The organism is Candidatus Aalborgicola defluviihabitans, from assembly GCF_016705985.1.
In the GTDB taxonomy this organism is placed as follows: domain Bacteria; phylum Pseudomonadota; class Gammaproteobacteria; order Burkholderiales; family Burkholderiaceae_C; genus Allorhodoferax; species Allorhodoferax defluviihabitans.
On the sequence record NZ_JADJKN010000009.1, the window covers coordinates 1 to 22,863 of the forward strand.

The 22,863-nt window shown below is 55.3% G+C and carries 24 protein-coding genes and 2 pseudogenes; 3 read left to right on the plus strand and 23 right to left on the minus strand.

The genetic code is table 11. The features are described from left to right. Positions 1-72: 72 nt before the first annotated feature. The 5 genes from IPI80_RS12200 to IPI80_RS12220 all read right to left on the minus strand — a co-directional run bounded on the left by IPI80_RS12200 (position 73) and on the right by IPI80_RS12220 (position 4,343). Positions 73-1,134, minus strand: coding sequence for a GIY-YIG nuclease family protein (locus tag IPI80_RS12200; protein WP_413860440.1), 1,062 nt, complete (start codon positions 1,132-1,134; stop codon positions 73-75). A gap of 1,119 nt (positions 1,135-2,253) precedes the next feature. Next, on the minus strand, positions 2,254-2,616 hold the full coding sequence (locus IPI80_RS12205; RefSeq protein WP_413860442.1) for a TlpA family protein disulfide reductase: 363 nt from the start codon (positions 2,614-2,616) through the stop codon (positions 2,254-2,256). Then, positions 2,501-3,094: a hypothetical protein gene (locus tag IPI80_RS12210; RefSeq protein WP_413860444.1), complete on the minus strand. Its 594-nt coding sequence runs from the start codon at positions 3,092-3,094 to the stop codon at positions 2,501-2,503. Before IPI80_RS12210 ends, IPI80_RS12205 begins: the two co-directional genes overlap by 116 nt. A 4-nt stretch (positions 3,095-3,098) precedes the next feature. Further along, a complete protein-coding gene (locus tag IPI80_RS12215) occupies positions 3,099-3,407 on the minus strand; it encodes a hypothetical protein (RefSeq protein ID WP_413860446.1) in 309 nt (102 codons plus the stop codon). Positions 3,408-3,938: 531 nt separating this feature from the next. Next, a complete protein-coding gene (locus tag IPI80_RS12220; RefSeq protein ID WP_413860448.1) occupies positions 3,939-4,343 on the minus strand; it encodes a hypothetical protein in 405 nt (134 codons plus the stop codon). 103 nt (positions 4,344-4,446) lie between these two features. Between IPI80_RS12220 and IPI80_RS12225 the strand changes: the two are divergent. Beyond that, a pseudogene (locus IPI80_RS12225) lies at positions 4,447-5,671 on the plus strand (ISL3 family transposase). A 719-nt stretch (positions 5,672-6,390) separates the two neighbouring features. Here the strand turns inward: IPI80_RS12225 and IPI80_RS12230 are convergent. From IPI80_RS12230 to IPI80_RS12265, 8 genes are all read right to left on the minus strand, one after another. Then, a complete protein-coding gene (locus tag IPI80_RS12230) occupies positions 6,391-6,792 on the minus strand; it encodes a hypothetical protein (protein WP_413860450.1) in 402 nt (133 codons plus the stop codon). 87 nt (positions 6,793-6,879) lie between these two features. Further along, positions 6,880-7,194: a hypothetical protein gene (locus IPI80_RS12235; protein ID WP_413860452.1), complete on the minus strand. Its 315-nt coding sequence runs from the start codon at positions 7,192-7,194 to the stop codon at positions 6,880-6,882. Further along, positions 7,191-7,673: a hypothetical protein gene (locus IPI80_RS12240; RefSeq protein WP_413860454.1), complete on the minus strand. Its 483-nt coding sequence runs from the start codon at positions 7,671-7,673 to the stop codon at positions 7,191-7,193. Before IPI80_RS12240 ends, IPI80_RS12235 begins: the two co-directional genes overlap by 4 nt. 14 nt (positions 7,674-7,687) lie before the next feature. Beyond that, positions 7,688-8,146 (minus strand): hypothetical protein, encoded by a 459-nt coding sequence (locus IPI80_RS12245; RefSeq protein WP_413860456.1) that lies wholly within the window; start codon positions 8,144-8,146, stop codon positions 7,688-7,690. 74 nt (positions 8,147-8,220) lie between these two features. Beyond that, a complete protein-coding gene (locus IPI80_RS12250) occupies positions 8,221-9,144 on the minus strand; it encodes a hypothetical protein (protein ID WP_413860458.1) in 924 nt (307 codons plus the stop codon). A 182-nt stretch (positions 9,145-9,326) separates the two neighbouring features. Next, complete coding sequence (locus IPI80_RS12255) at positions 9,327-9,497, minus strand: hypothetical protein (RefSeq protein ID WP_413860460.1); 171 nt, start codon at positions 9,495-9,497, stop codon at positions 9,327-9,329. Positions 9,498-9,558: 61 nt separating this feature from the next. After that, positions 9,559-10,500 carry a hypothetical protein gene (locus tag IPI80_RS12260; RefSeq protein ID WP_413860462.1) on the minus strand — a complete coding sequence of 314 codons (942 nt, stop codon included), beginning with the start codon at positions 10,498-10,500 and terminating at the stop codon, positions 9,559-9,561. A 268-nt stretch (positions 10,501-10,768) separates the two neighbouring features. Next, complete coding sequence (locus tag IPI80_RS12265) at positions 10,769-11,524, minus strand: hypothetical protein (protein WP_413860464.1); 756 nt, start codon at positions 11,522-11,524, stop codon at positions 10,769-10,771. Positions 11,525-11,685: 161 nt separating this feature from the next. Here IPI80_RS12265 and IPI80_RS12270 point away from each other — a divergent pair, with 161 nt between their 5' ends. Further along, positions 11,686-13,134, plus strand: a complete 1,449-nt coding sequence (locus IPI80_RS12270; protein ID WP_413860466.1) for a mannose-1-phosphate guanylyltransferase/mannose-6-phosphate isomerase — start codon at positions 11,686-11,688, stop codon at positions 13,132-13,134. A gap of 53 nt (positions 13,135-13,187) precedes the next feature. Here the strand turns inward: IPI80_RS12270 and IPI80_RS12275 are convergent, their stop codons facing one another. The 9 genes and pseudogenes from IPI80_RS12275 to IPI80_RS12315 form a co-directional block, all read right to left on the minus strand. Next, positions 13,188-13,454, minus strand: coding sequence for a PqqD family protein (locus IPI80_RS12275; RefSeq protein ID WP_413860468.1), 267 nt, complete (start codon positions 13,452-13,454; stop codon positions 13,188-13,190). Positions 13,455-13,456: 2 nt separating this feature from the next. Next, positions 13,457-14,410 (minus strand): hypothetical protein, encoded by a 954-nt coding sequence (locus IPI80_RS12280; RefSeq protein ID WP_413860470.1) that lies wholly within the window; start codon positions 14,408-14,410, stop codon positions 13,457-13,459. A 271-nt stretch (positions 14,411-14,681) separates the two neighbouring features. Next, a pseudogene (locus IPI80_RS12285) lies at positions 14,682-15,002 on the minus strand (asparagine synthase-related protein); the annotation flags it as partial. A gap of 523 nt (positions 15,003-15,525) precedes the next feature. Further along, positions 15,526-15,702 carry a hypothetical protein gene (locus tag IPI80_RS12290; protein WP_413860472.1) on the minus strand — a complete coding sequence of 59 codons (177 nt, stop codon included), beginning with the start codon at positions 15,700-15,702 and terminating at the stop codon, positions 15,526-15,528. 462 nt (positions 15,703-16,164) lie between these two features. Next, positions 16,165-16,347: a hypothetical protein gene (locus tag IPI80_RS12295; protein WP_413860474.1), complete on the minus strand. Its 183-nt coding sequence runs from the start codon at positions 16,345-16,347 to the stop codon at positions 16,165-16,167. Positions 16,348-17,094: 747 nt separating this feature from the next. Then, entirely contained in the window at positions 17,095-17,604 is a 510-nt protein-coding gene (locus IPI80_RS12300; protein ID WP_413860476.1) for an ATP-binding cassette domain-containing protein, read from the minus strand. 98 nt (positions 17,605-17,702) lie between these two features. Next, complete coding sequence (locus tag IPI80_RS12305; protein ID WP_413860478.1) at positions 17,703-18,020, minus strand: hypothetical protein; 318 nt, start codon at positions 18,018-18,020, stop codon at positions 17,703-17,705. A 449-nt stretch (positions 18,021-18,469) separates the two neighbouring features. After that, the gene (locus tag IPI80_RS12310) at positions 18,470-18,616 is read right to left on the minus strand and encodes a hypothetical protein (protein WP_413860480.1); all 147 of its coding nucleotides are present in this window, start codon (positions 18,614-18,616) and stop codon (positions 18,470-18,472) included. A gap of 664 nt (positions 18,617-19,280) precedes the next feature. Next, the gene (locus IPI80_RS12315; protein WP_413860482.1) at positions 19,281-19,508 is read right to left on the minus strand and encodes a nucleotidyltransferase family protein; all 228 of its coding nucleotides are present in this window, start codon (positions 19,506-19,508) and stop codon (positions 19,281-19,283) included. A 653-nt stretch (positions 19,509-20,161) separates the two neighbouring features. Between IPI80_RS12315 and IPI80_RS12320 the strand changes: the two genes are divergently transcribed. Beyond that, on the plus strand, positions 20,162-20,329 hold the full coding sequence (locus tag IPI80_RS12320) for a hypothetical protein (RefSeq protein WP_413860484.1): 168 nt from the start codon (positions 20,162-20,164) through the stop codon (positions 20,327-20,329). A 2,349-nt stretch (positions 20,330-22,678) separates the two neighbouring features. Here IPI80_RS12320 and IPI80_RS12325 read toward each other — a convergent pair. Next, positions 22,679-22,863, minus strand: a 185-nt coding sequence (locus IPI80_RS12325; protein WP_413860486.1) for a hypothetical protein, incomplete at its 5' end; no start/stop codon positions are given.

Sequence of the window (22,863 nt, forward strand, 5' to 3'; positions counted from 1 at the left end):
CCTCAATGTGGCTAGTGCTGCCATGGTGACCACTTATGGGCTCAGGTAGTGAGCCTGTCTATTTGCTTTGAGTCAACTCCTTCGACCAGTTTCACAAAATCGGTCAAAAAGGTCTTGAGCCGGTGAAGGAGCCTCGCCGGACATCTCTAACTCCCACTGCTTATAGGTCTTGCCATTGAGCTTCCAGGCAGACGGCCCAGCAACGCTTGTTCCTGCGACAACGCAAGCCGCCGAAGACGCGGACGGAAAAGCCTGGTCGGCAGTAAATTCAAGCCCATTGGCGGTTTTCTTGAGCACGCCATCGGCTTCGAGTGTTGCCCTGAGGTTGATTGCACCCTTCGGCGTGGCGGGTGTATGTTCCAATTTCGCAGTGGAATTGGCTCGTACAACCCATTCCCCAGTGGACCCGGCCAGAAATACGGCCTTGGCGGCGAAGCCGGTTCCAGAAAAGCAAAATTCCGGGTTTCCAATAGTTGCCGTATGGATATTCCAGGCAGTAGCGAGGCATTGGCAGCTTTGCTCTAACGTTTTAAACATGTCAAAGCCCAAGGCTCCGGAGAGGATTTTTACCTCTTCAATGAACCGGCACATCGACGACACGTCTTCTTTGGGAAGCTTGCCTGCGGCCGGGGGATTCTTGACATTCAAGGCCCCCCAGGCGTGATTGCCTTTGATGGCGGCAATCAGTTCAGCCTCCACATAGCGAATGTGCGCCTTTGTCAGGTTGTCATCCTTGCTGACGAAGACCAGGGTGTCCTCCCAGAAGGTAAAGCCGACTGGGTCCATTGTCTCGGCGGAATTGGCCTTGATGATCCCCTTGTGGACGTTGAGTCGCTTGCCGACATCTTCCGACTCACCGACGTAGACCAGTTTTTTGTCGACCTTGTCGGGATCCCTACCGATGATCAGATACACACCAGACTTTTGAATTTGATCGGCGTACTCCTTTTTGACGCCCAGATTGAGCTGATCCCCCTTGAAGGCAATTGCGTAGGTTGTTGAAATGTCAATCTGCGCGCTGCGGATACCTTCCGGTTCGCCGTCCGCCAAGTAGATTTTGACCAAGCGAGCTTTGCCGTTACCAGGGCAACTGCCTGCCTCGGGCTGCTTCTGAACGAACTTTTCGTTTGGCACGGTTCAACTCCTTGTAGAGGAAAATGCACCCATCCGGCCAGAAGAGAGTTACGGGCCTATTGGCCAATGTTGTTTTGTCCTCCCTACAGTTGCCGTCGGCGCCTGCCGCAACGTACGTCGAAGTGCGTAAAGTTGCGTATTCCGCCAATTGTAGTTGGCGATTTGCGCCATTCGCTTTGCGCTCACGGGCTGAAATTTTCAGAATCCCGGCATGAACATTGGCAAGTCATTCGCGCCCTTCGCAACAAAGGGAACAAAAAGCCTGGAGGGGACGTTGAGCTTGATATGGGACTGACGCCAGCATCTGTCGAGGATTGAGCGGGGGCTGCAGCAACCGGCAGAGGAGTCGTTGCGATCTATTGCGACCGTACTAAAGAGACGTCAGTTGCCGAGATCTACGCCCTGGCCGAAGGTAAGACCCTCGCCAAGGGTGGATCTGCAACTGGCCTGCAACCTGCTGACCTGCAGAAAGACGCTGTTCAGATGCGCAAATATTTCAGATCATTAACGCCTGAGTATCAAAAGTTGGCATTGGAATTGGTCAAGACATTGGCGCGGGTTCAGCATAAGTCCGACGGAGTTCCACCAGCAGTGGATCATTACCGCTGTTGCCGATGCTTGGGTTACATCCCGAATGGCGGCCATCATCGCAAATTTACCCAGCCAACCGGCAAGAATCGCCTCCACCCGGTAGTACCTCGCGCAATCTGTCCCGCCTTGGGAAGATGTCGTATCTCACCTGAAATAGCCGTTTAACCAGAGGGGCGAGACGATGACGATGATCTCCTTTCGTCACTCGCCACATCCGGCATTTACCAGACCTCGCCGCCCCGGGGAACATTGCATTCACTTCCAGGCGCCCATGTCGTGGGCCAGACGTTCCTTATGCGCCCGTTCGTTGGGGTCGGCGCAACACGCCCGGGCGCCGTCTTGCCGAATAGAGCGCCGACTGGCTTTCTTCCACGGCCCCTGTCTTCGGCCCTTGCAACGTGTGTGAGGTACGCCCTTGATCCGCCGTTGAATGTGAGGGACGCGGATCATCGATGGACAAGGCAAGACCAGTCAACGACTTTCAATCAAAAAGCTGCATCAGCAAAGACTTTTGGTATCGCCCGCCTTCTATCGTGCGGTCACCTCAGGTACGTTGGTACCGGCAGCCTCGATTCTCGCCAGTTTGCTGGCCAGCGATGCCGATGACAATGCGCCGATGTGGGTATCAACCAGGCGGCCGCTGGCGTCGAAGAATAGCGTGGTCGGGAGTGCCGTTGAGCCCAGTTGCTCACCCAGTTTCTTCCCGGAGTCAAGAACCACATTGGCAAGAACCAGCTGGCTTGCAGTGAGGTACTTCTGCACGGTGACCGGGTTTTCACCCTGGTTCGCAAAGGCAAAAATGACTCCTGGAATCTGTTGCTGCGCTGAAGCCAGTTCCGGCATCTCGCGGCGGCAGGGCGGGCACCAGGTTGCCCACAGGTTGACGACCAAAGGCTTGCCATTCGCCAAGCTGGCGGGCTTTGAGGGTTCCTTGCAGCGTCTTGAGAGAAACTTCCTCAAGATCCGAGAGTGCAGGACCGGTACCCATACGCAGCATTGCTGGCACGATTGTCCAAATCAGGGAGCCTGCCAGCAGTCCCACCGTAAGTGGTCCCCGTAGTGCTGCGCGCCGCCAGCCTTGCCACAACGCGACGATAACTGCGCCAAGTGCACCAGCCCACGGCGTGAAGCCACCATCGCGGATATCGAGCATGCTCCATGGCGCGCTGCGGTAGATGTCAAACCACGCTACAACGAAGGCGATACGTGCCGCCAGGGCACCGGCCAACAACATATCGGCCAGGGTGGCGCCAATAGTGACCTTCTGGCGTCGACCGACAAAGTAACCGACCAATGCCGCGACTGCGGCGCTCACCAACAAAATCACCAATGAAGTGCCAAAAGCAAATGGGCCTACGGTGATTGCCAACGGGCTACCGGAAGTCAATTTGCAGCCTTGAAAGTGGGGCACCAAAGTCCGCCGTCCACTGCTCGCCAGGAAGTACCGGCCAAGCATCCGTCCAGGTTCCGGTCGTGACGACGTCACCGGGCAGCAGGTCGGGAGCTCCAGGACATGCCCTGAGTTCATTCAAAAAGTGCTGTAGGGCGAATAATGGGCCGTCCAGGACATTGGCACCGCATCCGCTTTCCAGAATTTGCTCGCCTTTGATCAGGTTGACTTTGGCTGTGGCAAATACTTCATTGAATTGGGTTGCGCTGGAAGCAATTTGACCAATAGGCACCTTGCGGCCAACCAGTAAACGAGCATGCAAGCCGCCATCGGCCACGGTATCTGCGGCCTGAAACTTCCAGTCTTGCAGGTGGGACTGGACGACCTCGAAGCCAGGTGCAACCCATTCCAGCGCATGAAACAGGTCGTCCAGCGATGCATTCGCCGGTGGTGGCCTTCATGCCAAACACCGCTTCTGGTTCCAGACGCGGTTGACAGGTGCCCTTGAGCGAGATGGTGCCTTGACCATCACAGAAGCTGAGAGTGAATTCGTATACCGTGCCCCAGATAGGCCCAAAGACGCCGTAACGCTGCCAGATGTTGCGGTTGGTGAAGCCAATCTTGAAGCCGCGAGGGGTTTCACCTCGTGCAATACGGAGCGCACGGACAGCGAGAGCGTTACCGTATGCCTGCTCCATACCGAAGGCCGCGTTCTCGCTCGGTGCAACAGGCCATTGCCGACCGTCATCGTAGTGGCCAAGAAGTTCTTGCGGGGTCACGGCATTGACATTGCTGGGATGGTGTTTAGAGGGCAGTTTACACGTCAAAGCTGGCTACTGCCGCGCGTCGACCGTTTGAATTTCTCATCCGAAATTGGATCCTGGCATGAACGCCACAATGCGGCGCCCAAACCGCATCGCAATCCGTATTTCCTGCCAAGTCCCGCAGCAATGCATTGAGGACACTTGAAGTGGTGCTCCTGATAGGCTGCGTCAAGCAACAGCCATTCCTCTTTGGTGATTTCATCTGGCGCGAGGGCCGTGTGGTTAGCTGCATCGATCAACAGGAAGTCCACCAGTGAGTCCTTGTTATCCCTAATCAGATCGCGTAGAGCATGAGTAATCTTTCTGGCTGGTGACACGATCAGGCACATGTCTTCGGTCAGACAAATCTGCATACCTGCACCGTTAAGGGTGTCGATGATGGCTTGAGCAGATGCCGTATTCACTAGAAGACCTCCGAATCATCGGAAACTGGGTTCTTCATCAATTTCACTGTGATTTTTCCCTTGCTACGGGACAATCCAGAGATTCAATATTTCCAGCTTGCACATGAAAGATACCGCGCTGTATGAGCATCTTCTCGGACTGAAGGCCCCATGGTCTGTCAGACGAGTAGACCTGTCCTTGGCCGACCAGCGCGTGGTGGTCGAGGTGGTTTTGAAGAAGGGGCAGGTCTGGGGCGACCCCACCGACGCCACCAAGAGGGCACATATCAATGGCTGGACTGAGCGCCAGTGGCGTCACCTGGATACCTGCCAGTTCGAGACCATCATCAAGGCTCGGGTTCCCCAGCTCAAATACGACGACGGCACGGTCGAAGAATTGACGGTGCCCTTGGTCGGAGCGTTACAGCCGGGTCACCACCTTGATGGCGGCTTTCGTTATCAAACTGCTGGAGGCCTGCCCCACCACGCAAGCGGTCTGCACGCTCACCCGGCTGTCCTGGAGTACGGTCAATGCCATCATGGTCAGCGCCGTGGAGCGTGGAATGCTGCGCCGTACGCAGGAAGAGATTGCCTACCTTGGCATTGATGAGAAGAGCTCTGAGCGGGGCCACACCTACGCCAGCATCCTGACCGACATCGACCGCTCGCGGGTGCTGGACTTGGTGCCTGAGAGGAAGCTGGTGGCGGCCGTGAGCTTGTTGGAAACGCTCACTCCAGCGCAACGTATGTCGGTCAAGGCGGTGGCTATGGACATGTGGCCGGCGTACATGAGTGCGGCAAGACAGTGCATGCCGCAGGCGGACATCGTGCATGACAAGTTCCACGTTTCTAAGTATCTCGGTGAGGCAGTGGATGCCGTCAGAAAGCAGGAGCACCGCAAGTTGTCCCAAGCAGGGACTTCGCCATTGGCGGGCAGCAAATGGGCCTGGTTGAGAAAGTACCCAGATGGCCGAAGCGCTGAGGCCGTCTCGTTTCGCGCCTTGAACCAGCTCAACCTGAAGACGAGTCGGGCCTGGTGCATCAAGGAGAACTTCACCCACTTCTGGAGCTACAGCTACAAGGGCGCGGCAAAGCGATTCTTCAAGGCCTGGTCGAACAACGCGATGAGAAGCCGCCTGGAGCCTGTGAAGAAAGTCGTCAAGATGCTGCGCCGCCACGAGGAAGGGTTGCTCAACTACAGCCAACATGGAATCAGCAATGCCTGTGCAGAAGGCTTCAACAGTGCCATCCAGCTTATCAAAGCCAATGCACGCGGGTTCCGCAACTTCACCAACTACCGGGCAAGGATTCTGTTTCATTGTGGCAAGCTGAATTTAGCTATGGCTTGAAAATTCACAGTGAATTCAACGAAGCTCCGGAAACTGAAACATCACCATCTGGATATTCAAGCGGAATCTGCGACCACTGCGATTTGTGTGCTCTTGCAACAGGTTTTACAGGTTTCTCTACGCCAGCGACATCTGCGACTTGTGCGACACCTCCCTGATCGGACAAGTCCTTGGCAGCGACACTCCGCTGACTTCGCAGACTTCGCACTACACCGAGATCTGGCACATGCGGTCGACAAGTCTCACCGTTCGCAGAATTCGCAGAATTCCGCGCAGCATTGGTAGTACTTTGTGGAGCTTCCTGGTTTTCCGTTTGGACGTTTGATCGACTCAACCTCGATGACCGGTGGTTTACGGCGAGTAGCTCATCAATAGCTTTATCAATTCGCGATCTACTGACGTGACCCTGAAGCAGATCTTGGTCAGTTCGGTCCGAGTCGTCTTGCCTGCTCTAAGATAGGCCACCATTTTTCGCTTTTAGCTGCCACTTCCGCTGCCGCTTCTTCATCTACAGCCGACTGAAAAATGAACTTACAGAGTCGACCCAGTAGCGGACCCAGGCCAGCGCCGCATTGAGGTGGGCAGTGTTAATGATCAGTGTCTTGTCAGTGAGGGCAAACAAGGTGGCAATCCGAAGAAGCACAGCGGGGCGGCGCGCTAAAAGCCCAGTGATGCGCTCTCCTGCGGATCTATCACGCAGCTCTCCCATGTAAAGGCATTCATACAGCTTTTTGCCTCAGCTGAAAATTCAACCTGAAACACGTCACGGTCCACGTAACGATCGGCACCTGCAAATTGCAAGATTGCGATGGTCCTCTTCGCCAAGTCATCGACAACCCGTTGGGGGGTGGAATTGAACTCATCATGTCCAGCAACTCAGTGGGAGTGATATCTGCCATCAGCCCGATATGCGGATTGGAAGCCCAAACCGGGTTGTTCTTGACGGCGGGTTGAATGCTGGTCCCATCCCAGGCACTTCGCAATGTCGTACTAAGCGTGTTCCCGTTTCGTGCAGCCTGATGGAGTACGTTGGCAAACTCACTTTCCATTACCAGCAGGCGTTTGTCTTCGATAGGTGGTGTTGTTACAGCGCCGACCTTATAGCCATCGTGGATCATCATTGCCAGCCTTCGGTGGATGAAAGGCCACCCGCGTGAATTTTGGAGCGATGTTCTGGTCAATTGCTGCAATCGCCTTCGCAATTCGCGTTACAAGTTTTTTCGCCGTCCTCGACCGAGGGATGACCGCCCGACGTGGACCGCAAACAGATTCGTGTGGTGCCAGTCGTCCCCAATTTGCTTATAGGGTCCACGGCCGATGGAGACACCCACGTAGGTCATGAATGCAGCAGCAAGTGCGTATGGATTGACTTCAGTATTCTCACTGCCAGCGCGGGCAACATCACCCACAATTCCGTATAGACAGTCAGGAGAAGGCTTAGGAGCATTGCGGTGAAGATCAAGGAATTCGATTTCTTGATCATCTACTAGCGACGCCAGCTTTTCGTATTTTTGAGGATTCATTCAAAAGACTCCACTATCTTGTTGATTCGGCCAGTCGCAACGATCAGTCGTTGGTGGTCAGCTTCATTGAGTGCAACGCCATGGGCGATGTTTCCAGCAGCCACAGCCACGAGCGTCGCTTCAAACGCCATGACGCTAAGTGCCTGCCTAGGGCTCAGCGGAGACGGTCGGTAATCCGGCATTCTTTTGCCATCGTCAAGCCAACAACCGAGTGCCTTTGCGGCTTCAACAAATTCGGTTCCGGTGGCGAGCATCTCGTAAGCAAGGATGTCGCCACCATGGACGCCACAGCTCATGCAAATCCATCCGCCTGATTGAAGGTTGACGCGCGTGCTTGCGGTGCCGCCATGGAATACGCAACTTGTAGAGCGCCACTTACCACGGCCCACCAGTGTCAATCCTTTGGATTCAAAATAGGCTGTCGGGTCGGGAAGTTGATCACGAACGAAAGGCATGTTGCCCTCCCAAGCGATGTACAAAATCCGTCAGCTCGTCAAAGTTTTGGCAATAGCGGGTGTAGCCCCAGCGGCATACTGTGAAGCCTCTGTTCAGGCTCCTGTCCACTGCGTGAGTCAGTCGCATCGTTGCAAATGCGTTCAGGCCGTTGCTGTGGGGGTGTTTGTTTCCCATCAACAGGTGCGCCGGTTTTCAGCGATGACCGTGTTCTTTTCTTGGGAAAAGTACCGGGTTGGGTATCGGTGGCGACTTTGGTACTGCGAACAATGATTTTGTCGGTCGCGGCGCTCACGATGCGGATCCCTGGGCCGTTGCCTTGCTGGTTGTTTTCAGCCTCGAGGCGTTTTTGCCAATCAAAGGCGGCGGCAGCGGAGATGTAGCGGCGGCGTCCCAGTTTGTAGGTTACGAGACGGCCAGATTTGATTTCGGCGTGAGCGACGGTGTGGCCGACTTTGAACTCTTGTTCAAATTCTTTGACCGTGAGGACTGCGTGCATTTGGACTCCAGTAAACACCGACGTATTACGGTGTGCATGAAGTCAATTTTCAGTGTGATGGCTGTCTTGTGTGCTTATAGGGCTTGTAGGTGCTTATGGGGCTTGTAGGTGCTTATGGAGTGGTCTTTTTTAGCTCGGTGGTGGGTCAATTTATAGATGCGCTTGGATAGGCCGGCTATGTCTTCGCTGCCTCTGCCCTTTCCTGTTGGTATGTACCTGACTCCTGATTTGGTAACTTCCGATATGTCTTCTGGCGGTGAAGCAATCCAATCGGACAGTATCTGTCTTGGGGTTGGGATTCTTTTTCCTGCTTCCCTGTATTTTTTGAGATGCAAATAAAGTGTTTTGGCCAGTCCATCGTCTCTAATGGGTTCATGTAAATGCCATGTTGAAGTCTGCTTTTGTTTAGTCGGCGCCTGGTTGCCGACTGCATGGGTCTGTGGCGTGGCCGGTGTGGCTTCTGTGATTGGTGGTCGTTTGATCTTCGTTGTGGCGTGTAGCCGGTGGGAGACAAACACCGTCTGCGTTTTCTTCCGGGCGGCTGGGTCGCCTTTGTTAAACGCAGCGACGTGCTGGTCAAGCTGCGCAAGGAGTCCAACTGTGTCGCGGACCGAGTGTTGGGGGTTTACTGTGTTGGGTACTGGGAGAAATGGCGACGCGCTGGCGCTTAGAAGGCGATGTCCTGGTTTAACGTCGATCAGTGGATTTTCCGAACCACCAACCGCCACTTCCAAGAGTGAAGGATCGCCGGGTATGGTTGCAGTGAGACTGCCGCCAGTATCAAAGGAATATTCAGGCTGGCGATTCATGAACATTTGTCTGACTACCTCTTGCGGGACCGTCACCACGCCAAAGCCAGCTGCAACGCCGTTGTGGTGCCGGAGCTCAGCCATCGCAACTGCTATCCATGCGCCAGATTGCAACTTTCGGCGAATCTCAGGTTGGGTGTATCCAGTGCGCTCGCTGGCTTCTGGAATCGTGATGTGTTGATCTGTCACTGTGCGGCTCCCGTCGGCCAAACTCGTTCATGAGTGTGGTCGCTGTCTTGTCTTCGGATGGCGGAACGGTCCAAGTGCCGTCCCTGTGCCACAGGCAAAGTGAAGCGGACGGGATGTTATGGATTGGGCTATTGCTACGTGGCAAATATGCGGAATGGGCATGGTCAAGGCTTCGCGGCCATTCACAGCGCTAATTTCGCTAGCGCATCGGCCGCGTGGTCACGTAGGAGGTGCCCGTAATGCTTTTCGATCATGGCCAAGCTGGTGCCGGATAACTGTGCCACCGTCATGGTGTCCAAGCGGTGCAGGGCGATGAGGTCGGTAATGGCAGAGTGGCGCAGGTTGTAGGCCACGGCGTTTGCTGGCAGTCCTGCAGCTTTGGCTGCGTCTTTGAATGGGTATTTCCAGGAGTCCTTATTCCAGAATTGACCATCCGCACGGGCAATCAGTGGGGCAGTAGGCAGTTTGTCCTTGGCTTGTTCTGCGAAGAATGCTGCGGTGGACGTTGGCAAGTTGATTTTTCGGTCCCGGCCCGCTTTGTCCTTGCCAATAGTCAAAACACCAAGCCGTTTGTCGAAACTGAAAACGGTCAGCGCGGCCAGCGCCAGGGCGCAATGGAATCAGGAGAGCGGTTATCAGTGCCGCCAAGTCTTTGGGCGCATTGGCAATCAGAGCTTTGCGTTGTGCTGGATCTAGATAGCAGTCCCGGCGCTGGGTGGCGTCCTTGATGAGCTTGAGTTTGGTTTTCCAGGCCGCGTCACTGGTCGCGTGCCCATCTTCCAGCGCCAGATTGAGCGCGGCCTTGAGGACGGCCATTTCCCGATTGGTGGAACTGGCTGCGCGTGGCTTGGTGGCTTCCTTGGTCTTGTCCTGCAGTTTGGCAGGAGTCTTGACCAGCTTGTTGCGCCAATCGGTCAGCATACCCGGTGTGAGCTTCAATAGGGGAGTGCCGCTGAGCTTTCTGTCGGAGTACACCCATCGCCGAAATCTACCTTCTAGGTCTTTCGCAGCATTCTCTCGGCCTTCGTCACGTGCCTTTTGAACATAGCGCTTGCAAGCCTGTTCGACGGTAATGGCTTCAATGGCTCCACCTTTCCCTCGGTGGTCGAACCAGTCTCCGGCGAGCTTTGCGGCTTCGTCATAGCGTTTAGCACCAATAACATGATCCAGACTTCCAAGGCTGTGCAGTTGGTACTTGCCTGTCGCATCGCGGTATCTGGCGATCCACGCACCGACACTTTCGGTTGTGGTCTTGCGAAATCCCAAGTGGCACTCAGCGCGGATTTTGTGCCAGTAAGGGGCGTGCCTGGCTGGTAATTTGTCGCGAGCCGATACCGTGTCTATCTTGGTTGACATTCTGGTGTCTATTTAGTGTCTATTTCTTCGGCAAATTATGACGCATTCCGGCGAACAGAAAATTAGCTAAGTTATTGATTTATAAACGATTGCGAACTTGTGCGAACAATGAAAAAGCATATAATTCTTCATTCACACTGCAGGGGTCACAAGTTCGAAACTTGTACTGCCCACCAAAATTTGGTTACAAATCAAGCACTTAGCGGAAACGCTCGGTGTTTTTTTTTGATTGGTTGGTGCGCACTCTGGCGCGCGGGGCAATGAATGGCTACAGCGGTAGAGGTTCCGCGCGCTCAGTCAGAATCAGCCATTGCCCATTCACGTATTCCATGGTCAGCGTCTTGCGCGATATATCCTTGTAACCCTTTGATGAGTACCGCTGTGTAAAAACCGCCTCCGCTCGGTTGCCGCCCAGCGGGCTTACCGCCAGTTCCAAAATTTCGATCACAATTTGTTTGGCAGTGTCCACCCGCTGGCGGCGTAGTTTTTCCCACTGGTTGCGGGGCATGGCGTCCTCGGGCGTAAAGCCGGGGCTGTACATGGTCACGTACAAATCGGTCTGCCCAGTCTCCCATGCTTTGGCCCATTTGCGAATGAATGGCTCCGCTGTCGAGACTTGCATTGCTGCTAACGCTTCGGCTGGTGCTTCTGCCACTACAGCGTGGGCCGTAGTATTTGCAATAGGCGTTTTCGCATCAGGGATCACCCCGGGCATTTCAACCACTAGGTAGCCGACCAAACCCACCACTGACATTCCGCCCAAGGCCAGCGGCCACCGGTGCGCCTGCAATTTGCCCAGCAACAGCTTCCAGACAAATGGCCACGGCTCGTCTTCCTTTTGGTGTTTGGCCATGTTCACCAGATCCACAATCGCCATCACCAACGCAAACAGCGCAAACTGCACCAAAAGTAACACCACAAACAACAATATGCGGTCATCATCCGACAAGGACAGGGACATGGCTTCGCCCAGCAGAACGGTCAGCAGTGCCGCAATGGCAAAACCGGCAATGAGTTGAATCATGAAAATGCGTGTCGTACTTGGGGGGGGTGTGAAACGCATTCTATGTGGGGCAGCCCACAGAACCGCTCGTCAGCCAAACGCTGGCCGATTGGCACAATCATCGCGTCACAACAAAGAATGTAAGCTCTCAGGCTTGCAAGCATATTCAGGGAATTAACAGCATGACTCTTGTCGAGCCAACGGCGTCCACTGGCACGTCCTTTAGCGTAAATATCACCCCCGTCATCCTGTGTGGCGGTAGCGGTACACGGCTCTGGCCCTTGTCCCGCAAGGCCTTGCCCAAGCAGTTCGTGCCGTTGGTCAACGGCAAAAGCCTGTTGCAGCTCACATTGGAGCGCGCCGCACTGCTCAGCCCCCAGCAAATCATCGTTGCCAGCGAAGACCACCGTTTTCTGGTTCAAGAGTGTGCCAACGCCGCCAACGTGCACAGCACAATCCTGTTGGAGCCCGTCGCCCGCAACACCGCCGCCGCCATGGCCGCCGCAGCGCTCCATGCCGCACCCGATGCCTTGCTGCTGTTTTTGCCCGCAGATCACCACATCCCCGATGCCACCGCCTTTGCCGCCACCATCCGCTCGGGCGTTGTTGCCGCCCAGGCAGGCTCCATCGTCATGTTTGGTGTGCAGCCCACATTTCCCAGCACAGGCTATGGCTACATCGAGCAAGGTGGCGCGTTGGCAGGGCAGGGCGCTGCGCACGCCGTCAAGTGCTTTGTCGAAAAACCCAACGCCGCCCGCGCGCAAGAGCTTCTGCTGGCCGGAGGCCATTTTTGGAACGCAGGCATCTTTTTGATCCAGGCCAGCACCTTATTGGCCGCTTTACAAACCCATGCCCCCGACATATTGGCCGCGTGCCAGCAAGCCATAGCCGCCCAGACGGTTGATGGCAACTTTCGCCGCCTGGGCGCAGATGGCTTTGCCGCCTGCCGCTCTGACAGCATCGACTATGCCGTCATGGAAAAAGCCGCCAACGTTGCCGTGCTGCCCTTTGCCGCCGCCTGGAGCGATGTGGGTAGCTGGAATGCAGTCGCTGAACTGACCGCGCCGGACGAAAACGGCAACCGCGTGCATGGCCAGGGCCATACCGTGCAGGCTACCAACACCTTCATCCACGCACCGCACCGCCCCGTGGTGGCCCTGGGCACCAGCAACCTGCTCATCATCGACACTGCAGACGCCGTGCTGGTAGCCGATGCCGCCCATGCCGAGCAGGTCAAAAACGTGGTCGCACAGCTTGAAGCACAGGGTGTTCCCCAAGCCCAACACCACCGCCGCGTGGCGCGCCCCTGGGGCGTGTATGACAGCGTGGACGCTGGCGAGCGTTTTCAGGTTAAACGCATTGTGGTCAACCCCGGCGCCACCCTGAGCCTGCAAATGCACCACCACCGTGCCGAGCACTGGGTGGTGGTTAGCGGCACGGCCGAAGTGACCAATGGCGACAAGGTCATGCTCTTGGGCGAAAACCAAAGCACCTATATTCCCCTCGGGCAGGTCCACCGGCTGGCCAACCCCGGCAAAGTACCGCTGGAGATTATTGAAGTGCAGTCGGGCTCCTACCTTGGGGAGGACGACATTGTGCGGCTGGAAGATACCTATGGCCGAGTCAATTGACTGCGGCAAGCGCCGCGCCAGCTTGTTCAATACACAAGTGGATGGTTAGCCGCTTACAAAAGGGCTATCAACTTCCTGTCCAACAAAGACTGCCCAAGCGCCAGTACATCGCGTTCAATATCCGAGTGCGACACGTCGTACATGGCCAACATCCGCTCGCACACTTGCGCTAGGGTTTTGCCTTCGACCATGGCTTGCCACATGTGTGCGCCAACCGGATCCAGGCCAAAGTAGGTACCACTGGCAAGATCCAGAATAACGGTTTCTTCCCCGACCTGTCGCGCCATGACATCCGGCGGAACGGCAAATCTGTCACTCAAGTTCATTGGACTTTGTTCTCATGTGTTGAGTGCTCCACAATGGCTTGCCGAATAGCGGCCAAGCTGTCAAAGCTGCGTGGAAAATTCAATTGGTAGCATAGGGGCTGACTGACCAGCGCCGACAATTTTTCGAACTGCGCCGCCAGCAGGTCTTTCATTTCAATGTCAAGCAGGAACGAATGCTTCACCAACTCAATCAACGCGAGTGCTGGGCTCATGCTGACAAATTCGAGTGGCGAGTCAAAGTTTTCTCCAAGAAAATAGATTCGGCGCAGCGGTCGTGCCTGATCGCAAAAAGCGACGGACTCGCCGGCCAGAAAACGGACCTTGCGGGTGAATTGAACCGGAGGAGCGATGTTGACTTCCACGCCAATGAGTGCGTCCTGGCTGTCATCCCACAAACGAATGGATGGATGGCTGGGCAATACATAGCAAGCGTCTTGTCGCGGTTCCAGCAGTAACCCGTCGTCGGTCAAAAAACGAAAACCGTTGGTGGCAAAACTCGCAGCTCCCATGCCGGAAGCGCCAATAAATGCAACAGCGCTGTCTCCGATTTCTACTGCGCTGGCATGCAGCACCAGCATGCCTTGCCTGGCGAGCGCCAGTGGCAAAACCTGATTCAGGAAAAGATGGCGTGACGTTTCTTCCGTTACCGATGGCACCGGAAAGCAAATGACCTCGGTTCCATCGTGAGAAACCTCGTAGTCACCTAGATCAGGAAAACGCAAAAGGTAACCATGCGCCGTGCGATAAAACTGCGTGCAGTTGCGACCGTCTGGAAGAACCCATTGGTGAAAGCGAGCCGACTCAACAATCTGCTGCTGGTGTGCAGGCGCCGTTGTAAATTTAACTGGCAACAAAGTCAACCGACAAGCGAAGGGTTGACGACACTCTAAATATCGCACAATAGCCATGCAGGGGTTACAACAATAAAGTGCTAATATAGTTTCGTTCAATTTTGTCCAGGCTTCATCAAACTAGTATCGCTTTTCCACCACTACCTGGAATTAGTTGTCCGAAGCGAGGCTACCTGATCCCTGGGTTAACTGGGCCACGACCCATAATACTGAACACCGGGGCCGCATAAGCCAACTTTTTGCGATTGGGCTGCTTAAAGCACCTTTCATTTGAATGGGAGGCATTGGTTTGGCTGTGTATTGTTCATTGTTCATTCCTATTTTTAAGCCTAGCATATTCGAAAGTGCCCGATACAAAAGTTAAACCGGCTTAAGACCGGTCTCCACAGACATAAATGCTCCATAAAATCCAGACCAATAAGCCAGATTGACTGGATTTTGCGGTATGACGCAAAGAGGTCAACCATGACCCTTCCGTGACCCACGTCTGGGCGTTTGTTCGGGAATCCTTGGTGAGTACGTCTTCCATTCGTCCAGTTTTAACCGGAAGACGAGAAAATTCGGCCTTGTCTTTGCGTTCAAGAATGACGCGTGGCAGTACATCTTTCATGCCCTGGCGGAGTGTGACTTTGCTTATATTGCACTGCAACCTGAGGTGTGGCGGGTTGAAAAGGCAAGTGACTGAGCCGTGGCTAAAGAACGGATGCGAATTTCAATCCCTGCGCGGTTGCGTCGCTCTGCACTCTCAACACCTGGGCATCCAAAGCTTTGTGTAGGGCCTCCAACGAATCGACCTGACCGGGTTTGTGTTTGCCCCCCGGTTGGACTGGGCCGTCACCAGCACTTTCGTTTATTGGAATTCCTGCAGCATGGGTGGCGACAACCAATCATCGGGGAGTGGGCGGGTGTCTTCCTACACGGCTGCCGTGACCAGCCATCGCAGTCCGTTTTGCAGCGTCATGGGCATTAGTGCAAAGATCCCATTTCTACCCGAACAATGCAATTGCATTTTAGATCCAAAAGCCGATGCGTCTGCCCTGAAATGTTTGGCCACAGCGTACCAATACCCTTGTGCGATCAGTCTGCATAGTGTTCCCGGAACCTACTGACCAGTGGTCGCCGCCTTCGCCGGTTATCGTTTTACAGCTTTTTTTGCGGCTTCCACGCAATATTCCCATCGCCATATCTGCATTGCAGGAAAGTCGGGAACTCTTTTAGGTTTGAGCTTGTTCTGCGTACCACTCCAACAGCAAAATGGTGGGTGGAACTTCGTGGATAATGGTGCCGGTGTGTTCGCCCACCTGCCGTGCATAGGCAATTTCGTCGGCAGCGCTGTCGCCGGTAAATGCCGTGTAGCCATCCGTGCCCGGGGCAGGCAGGAAGCCCGTCATGGCGCAGACGTTCTGCAATACAAAACAGTGCAGAAGAATCAGGCCACCGCTTACATCAATAGCAGCCGGCTGGAGCGAACGTGATTGACGCCGCGCGATGTCCGAACAACAATTTGCGGTAATGGGCAATGTATTCCGCATCGGAGGTGTAAGGGCAGTGTTGCGTTCAAGTCGGGTGCCCAACACTGTTTCGGCTTGCAACCCGCTGGCGCCAATACCATGCAGTGCGCTGCAACCAGACCACATAACCCCCGTCCAAAGTGTCTCGTCTCCTGGAAAACCCTTTGCGGCAAAAATTCTGCCAACATGCCCTGGTTGGGCGCTTGTATTACCCAGGGTAGCGTCAGGAGTGGGTGCAACTCGGATGCAAAACAAAATACCGTCGCGCCAATGGCAATGAAAGGGCTTCCAGCCCCATGCGGTCGCGGGCAAAAAAGCCTTGTGTTGCCGTGCATCCCCAAATTACCAACGCAAATCACCGTCCAGGTGTGCAAGGCAATCTTCGCCCCAGGTCTGGTAGGCGTTAAGCACCAACTCTGCGTCGGAGCGATCGGCGCAACGCGGCCCGCAATCTAGCAACTCTGCGCGCAGTTCTTCCCAGTTGTCCAGTCGGCCATCGCACCAGAACCAGGCTCTCGTCGTCATTGCACAGTGGCTGGCACTCTTCTAACGATTCGGGCGTGGTGCGCAGCATGCACTGGCCCAACGCGACCGGCCACTGCACCGGTGGTTGATACCATCCGGCCCCGACTAGGCCATAGCGCCCGTCATGCCTTCTCCGGCCCGGCTTCAACGGGTACGCCGTCAAAGAGAATAATGCCTGCAATGCCGCTCATGATGATGGTGAAAAGGTTGAAAATTGATCGCCTACATCGGGCTGATCGTTTAATGAGTGTGCCTTGGTATTCCACCCACGCGCGTGGGCGGCAAATACAGGCTGATTCTTGCTTACGCAATGCGCAAATGGGTTTGCAACACCCCGGCGCTGCAACATCCAACAGAAACAACAACGACCGGGGTTAAACAGGTTGCCGGAATGGGCGGCAAACGCGCAGCACGGTTTTACCAGTTTGGACGGGCACCATTTCATCCAAGGTCAGCCTGTACGTTGGCTGGTGGCCCCAATGGTCCCAGCCCTGAAAGCGTTTTTCAAGCCAAGTGCGCGCAGCCCTACCAAAACAGCGGCAACCACACGATGGCCGCCATCGGCGATGCGCTTCTCTGCCCACGTGAGCGATTGCGGATTTGGCCGGCTTAGTGCGCATGCGCGTTATTCCGTGTTTCAATCAGTTTCCCGTGCTCAAGCGGCAGCACCCGGTCCCGCCAGGGCCAAAGGCTGCGGGGCGGTGTGTGATCAGAATGACCGTGCAGTGCGCCAGTGTGGCCTGGCATTCACTGACAAAATGATTTTTCTCCCTCAGGGTCCATCATGGCGGTGAAGCGTCCAGTACCAAAATCCGGGGCGCCTTCAGCAGGGGCGCGGGCCAGTGCAACGCGCTGGCATTGGCCACCCGACAAACGCACGCCTTGATCGCCACCAAGGTATTGTACCCGTCGGGCAGTTGGGTTGTGAAATCGTGGCGCCTGCGCGGCCTTTGCAGCTGCCAGAACAGCGCTTTCGGTTGCGCCAGGCTGACCATAGGCAATATTGTCGTGCACGCTTCCGTGAAAGAGTAAAACCTGCTGCGGCACGTTACCAATCTGGGCCCGTAAGCTGACCAATGAAACACCGGCAATATCAATGCCATCTATCAACACCTGTCCTTCGCTGGGCGTTATCGGGCGCATCCGTAAATATGCAATGGTGCTTTTACCCGCGCCATTGGCACCAATAATAGCAACCGTTTCACCGCCCGGATGCCAAAATTCAACTTCGCACCTGCGCGCGTCCAGGGTAACCAAAACCCAGCGTCTTTAAACTCCGCAACTCTCCCTCGACTGGCGGCAATGGGTGGCCTGTTGGCTCAGTGCATCGGGGGCTCAATGACACCATGCAGCCTCTAAATTACCGCCCGCTTGTCAGTTTGCCCGTAGAAGTCGGCCAGTGCACTTACCGGGCGGGTTAATAAGCGCTGCATAAAGCAAAAAGCTGATAGTTTCAGCTGGTGTGCTACCGTACAAGTGCCCCTCATCAGCCACAACACCAGCACCATGCCGGCTGCGGCCGAAACTGCAGCAATATGGCAAACGCCACCATAATGGTCTGCTCCGCGCTGAGCTGGAGGATGTGGTGAACCCTGGCGTTTGGTAGCGCTCAGACTCATGCGCTTCGCGTGTGAAGGTTTTATGACCGGCAACATGCCGGTTTTCTTCGGCAATGGCCGTTGCTCAGCATGTGCCGCTGCCTGTAGTTAGGCGGCCAATGGGCGCAGGCAGCGGACCAGGACTTTGAGCAGCAAATAAACGGCCCGGCACGAACAAAGCCACAAAACAGACAAGCGGGCATCGATGCGAAACATCATCCAAACCGCCCCCGCCTTGGTGAACAACAACGGCACCATGCCTGGCAATATGCCGCTGATAAACCCATTCAAGCGTTCACATCGTGGGTGAGCGGGGTTAACACCTCACGCCCGGCGGCGCTGGTGGTAAAACCAGAAAGCAACGCCTGCAAGTGGTCGTACAGCCTGACGCGGAGGTTTGCCAAACAGCACTCTGCTGTGCGGCCCAGCACGAATCGCTAGCAAACTTCACCCAGGGCCTGCAACGCAAATAGCGCCAGCAGACAGCAAAACGGGCCCTGTTGACCAGGTGCCAGCCGTCTTGGTCAACATACCTTAACAGGCCAAGCTGCCGGTATTAAAGGCACCGCCAGTGCCGAACTGCTCTCAGCCAGCATCTTAGCGCTTTTAAAATGACTTGTCTTGAATGGCGCTGCAAAATCCAGCATGGTGGCAAACTCGGTACGTTTCATGGCCCCAATTGCCCCCACTGGTAGTCGCTGCCCAGCAACAGGCGGGCATCGCGCAGGCGGTTCAGTCGGCCTTGCCCAAGCTGGTGTAAGGCGCGCAGCATCACCCGGGCGGTCGTGCATCCACAGGATAAAGCCCAGTTGAATCCAATGCGGGCGCTGCAGAAACCGGGTTGGCAGGTCGTGCGTTACCCAAGCACGCATGTAAGCCCTACGCAGGCGACTTGGCTGAATTATGCCCAGCCATTCGTCCAGCATGCCTGTTAAACCGGGTGGCGCCAGCAAGCGCAGCCAGGTCAGCATGGTCCAGGCAGCCGTTTTAAGCCCCTCAGTCTGCAGCAATTGCAATGCCGTAGACCACTCAGCTTTTCCATGTTGCAGCCATAGCAAAGTCGGCCACGCGCCCCAGCCCCGCTGTTAGAGAGCACACATACTTTTTACTGAACGCAGGGTGCGTCAGCATCATGAAAAGGGTATCGCTGTCGCTTGGGCCCCCAAACACCGTGGGTTTGTTGGCGCCGGGCGATGAAGCCAGTATTGTGTCGGTGCGGGTGTGCCCCCGGCCTTAGTATGTGCCAGTGCAGATCAATATCGACCAGCCCGCGCTTGAAAGTGGCTTCATGGCTCACATTGTCTGGCGTCACATGGACGGCATAGCCGCTGTCGATCAACAGTTTGGCCGCAGCGAAGTCTGTCTTATTACCAGCACCAAAACATCGATGTCGGTTGCGGGCCGCAAAGTCGGGTCTGGGTAAACGCACTCCCGCACGTAAACACCTTTTATCACTACGTATGGAATACCCTTGCCCGCAAACCGCTTGTCCAGCTGGTCAAGCGCAGCCCGCTGCGGCAAATACCCTGCCACCGCCGCCATGCGTGTTACGCCCATCCCCATAACCCGCCAGGTAGTGTGCCCAATGCATTGCCGACCTGCGGCTATAATGGTGCCACAGCAGCCCCAGGTCGTAGCGAATCACAAATTCAAAATCCACCTTGAAGCCAGGCGGTGCTCCAGTCGGCAACGTTAACCGTGGAAGTCGGGCGAGCAGCAGCGCCAGTCGGTATTTGTAAATTTGTGTTTGGGATGTGTGTAGCGGTGGCATTGCGGGCGGCCCATTGGACCTCCGGGGATCATGGACTTTAGCAAACTTCACCATTCGGTTGTCCATCGCCAACCCAGCGCCGTAGTTGTGAGCCACAGCCTTAACCAATACAACTTTTATGCTGTTGGGCCAAGCACAGCCAGATGGGTGCTGATGCGGGCCGCTATTTCGAGTAACTGCGTGTTGATACGGTGCTAGGGCGTTATATCGCATCGCGCCAGTGGTAGCGCTAAAGTTTAAGTGAGAATTGAGCCATAAGCCCTCGTGGCAATGAATGTTCCCATGCACTGCCGTTTTTGAATGGGTAGCTCCCCAACGATACACTGGCGACCATGCGAATTTCCGTAAGAGCGACCTTGGTGTTGCTTGCAATGTTGTTAATCCATATTCCTGGTGGGCACCCAAATGCCGGGTCACTCGCGCAATACGCTGGAGGCTAGTTTGCATGCGCCTTTTCCCCTCAGGGTTGGCGCACTGCATGTTCGCCCCCATGGCCCGTTTCTGGCCAGTGGGCAGCCGACCTACGCTGGCCGGTGGCTGGCGTGTTGTTGGGGCACTTGCGTTGGGCGTTCTGACCGAAGTGTTGCAGGTCCTTGTCGCCATCCGAACGTGAAGGCAGCGATGCGCGATGTGCTTCGGATGTCGCTAGAGCTGTCTCCAGGCGTGCTATTGACCCGTAGACCTTTGGTAGCTTAGGGTTGTAAACAGGACGCCGAGGATGGTGCGGTCACTGGGGCGAGAATCTGCGCGTCAGGATGTTGAATCTGACTGGCATCTGCCGCCATTGGGCACCATGCATCGCTTCTGGCCCAACCAGGCAATACGGTAGCCGCATCCGGGCAACAACAGGGTTGTCCGCTGCGTCAGGCGATATACGGGAGTGATATTCACAGTATTATTGGGTAGAGCGTCGCACAAACGTGATGTTTTCACGATTTTTGCGTGTTTGTGGTAGTTTGACTTGGGCGGTGCGGTTTAAACGGATCGCATCGGTAGAACATTGCTGTGTTTAGCAACAGGGAGCACGGTACCAAATGCAGAAATTTCTTACTGTCCGCGGCACTTACTGGTCGGGTCTAGCTCCGCAATGGCCGCATTTCAGTCCGGAAAGAATGACCTCGGACCAAATGGCCCGCGAAGTGCGCAATAGTGTCGCTGCCGGGCAGAGTAACGCAGTCATTGCCCGGGCAACGCCCACCTGGAGAACCTGCCGGCTGGCGCAATTACAACCATGTTGCTTGGACACGGGCGCGTTGCCGGCTGACTTGGTTACGGCGATGGTGAATGCTTCGCCCTGTCTTCTACTGAGGTTGCCTTGGCGTCCATCCCATTCCGCGGTGGCCTTTGGGGCCGTTGGGTCATCTATACAATCCCCCGCCATTGGCGCAGGTGCGAACCCGCCAAGATCGCCCAATCCTCCGCAGGCAGTATTGTGAACGTGAAGGCAATAACGCAGGCGGTGGCTTTGACTGGTGGTAACCCAGTTTTGGCCAGGCCCGTGCCTCGTCCTTCAGTGGGTCGGTTGCAACCGCCGCTTAGCCGCCAATTGCCCCACCCTCGGCCCGAGCTTTAAACCATTCGTCACGGATTCTTTCAAGTAATGGCAGCGTCAGGCTGCCATTTTTGGAAACAGGCATGTCTGATGAATGGGGCTACCGTTACCAGCTGTATTGCAGTGGCAACATTCATCACAATTTGTACGACCAATTTGATTTCAGATTGTTGCCTAATGGCAATCGTTGCTGCGACAATCTCAATCTGTCACTTAGATCCAAAGTTCGTTGGCTCTTTCAATTTTTGTTATGGTGAGAGAAATGAAAAAGAATATCTTCTTTATGGTTTGTTTCTGCTATACCTTTTGCAATTTCATCAGCTTGGGCGCAGAGTCAGCTACAGTTCCCAAGCCGCCACTGCGCCAGATCAAAGGTGCGTACAGTTTGAAAAATTCCAGCAGCCCCTGCGTCCCAGGTCGGCGTCAAGGGCTATGAGCTGAGCGGCACGACAATCTCCGGGTCGACCGCCCAGTGCGGATATCTTGACTGCTCCGCCCGAAGTGACGCTGCTTTACAAAACGAAGAGTGGCATCTATTTTTGCCACTGCTCCCCGGTATCGTGACGACAATGTGCGGGCTAATTCTGTAAATCCCATCCAGTTCGACTGTTGTCAAAGTAGCGCCCCAGCCTTTGATTGGAGAGATCAAGCGCAAAGGGGACCATTATACCGCATTGGCATCGGTCGGTAACGTGCGTCCCGACAACGGCTTCGGCGAACAACACAGGCAATTCCGGAGCTTACACCGTTGCTGGAGCCAATTACTTCACCGCCCCTGTGCGCGTATCTGCTTGGTCTCTGGGGGCAGGTGCATGCTTTACAGACCCACGTGGGTCAACTTACCGCGTCATTTCTGCAGAGCCAGACCGTTTGGACCTTTAATAACGTGCAAGGCCGTTTTGTTACGGTGCTCGAGAAGCACAGGGACGTGTCGAGTTTGATGGCTGGCAAGCAGAATAAGACTTACGACAACAATCGGGTCCATCACGCCATTGCCCCCGTAACGGTAGGTACCCACGCAGGTCGTTTGTTCTGCACCGGCTGGGAACCCGCTCCTTGGCATTGGGGAGAAATTCGCGGTGCAAGGAGTCGAATTACGCATCATCATTTTCGACTGATAGCAATACCGATCCCTGTATGCATGTACTTGGGCTTGACTTGGGATGCAACACGGCAACTACCACAGGTATTATTAAAGTTGGGCGCGACCGAGGACTATGACTTTGCGGGTCGCGATGGATATAACGGTGACGGCTTTGGGGCTTACCAATCCGTTGGATGCCGCGGACCTACAGCGTTGTGGATTTGCAAACAGCCCGTGGTACCGTGAACGCAAGCGGGCTAAAAGTAACTACGCAGTGACCACCACGGCACCAATTTGAACTGCAGACACCAAATGGACACAGTCGCTCACTCGTCGGGCTGGTTTTGGCGTCTTGAAAACTGATTTTGCTGGCACCTCCCGCTCTGATAAAGCGCGACAAAGCTTTGCGTTGACGGTAGACCCATGCCCGTTATGCCGCGGGTGGCTGAAAGTTGGAATCGACTGGGCGTTGACGGATAATCCTCCAATGCTTCGCAGCAGCGGCCTACAA

Bases quoted from the DNA above. Each gene is read 5' to 3' on its own strand.
- IPI80_RS12230 (WP_413860450.1), bottom strand. From the start codon at position 6,792: ATGATGATCCACGATGGCTATAAGGTCGGCGCTGTAACAACACCACCT.
- IPI80_RS12235 (WP_413860452.1), bottom strand. From the start codon at position 7,194: ATGAATCCTCAAAAATACGAAAAGCTGGCGTCGCTAGTAGATGATCAA.
- IPI80_RS12245 (WP_413860456.1), bottom strand. From the start codon at position 8,146: ATGCACGCAGTCCTCACGGTCAAAGAATTTGAACAAGAGTTCAAAGTC.
- IPI80_RS12260 (WP_413860462.1), bottom strand. From the start codon at position 10,500: ATGTCAACCAAGATAGACACGGTATCGGCTCGCGACAAATTACCAGCC.
- IPI80_RS12265 (WP_413860464.1), bottom strand. From the start codon at position 11,524: ATGATTCAACTCATTGCCGGTTTTGCCATTGCGGCACTGCTGACCGTT.
- IPI80_RS12270 (WP_413860466.1), top strand. From the start codon at position 11,686: ATGACTCTTGTCGAGCCAACGGCGTCCACTGGCACGTCCTTTAGCGTA.
- IPI80_RS12290 (WP_413860472.1), bottom strand. From the start codon at position 15,702: ATGACGGGCTTCCTGCCTGCCCCGGGCACGGATGGCTACACGGCATTT.
- IPI80_RS12295 (WP_413860474.1), bottom strand. From the start codon at position 16,347: ATGACGACGAGAGCCTGGTTCTGGTGCGATGGCCGACTGGACAACTGG.
- IPI80_RS12310 (WP_413860480.1), bottom strand. From the start codon at position 18,616: ATGAAACGTACCGAGTTTGCCACCATGCTGGATTTTGCAGCGCCATTC.
- IPI80_RS12315 (WP_413860482.1), bottom strand. From the start codon at position 19,508: ATGGGGATGGGCGTAACACGCATGGCGGCGGTGGCAGGGTATTTGCCG.
- IPI80_RS12320 (WP_413860484.1), top strand. From the start codon at position 20,162: ATGCGCCTTTTCCCCTCAGGGTTGGCGCACTGCATGTTCGCCCCCATG.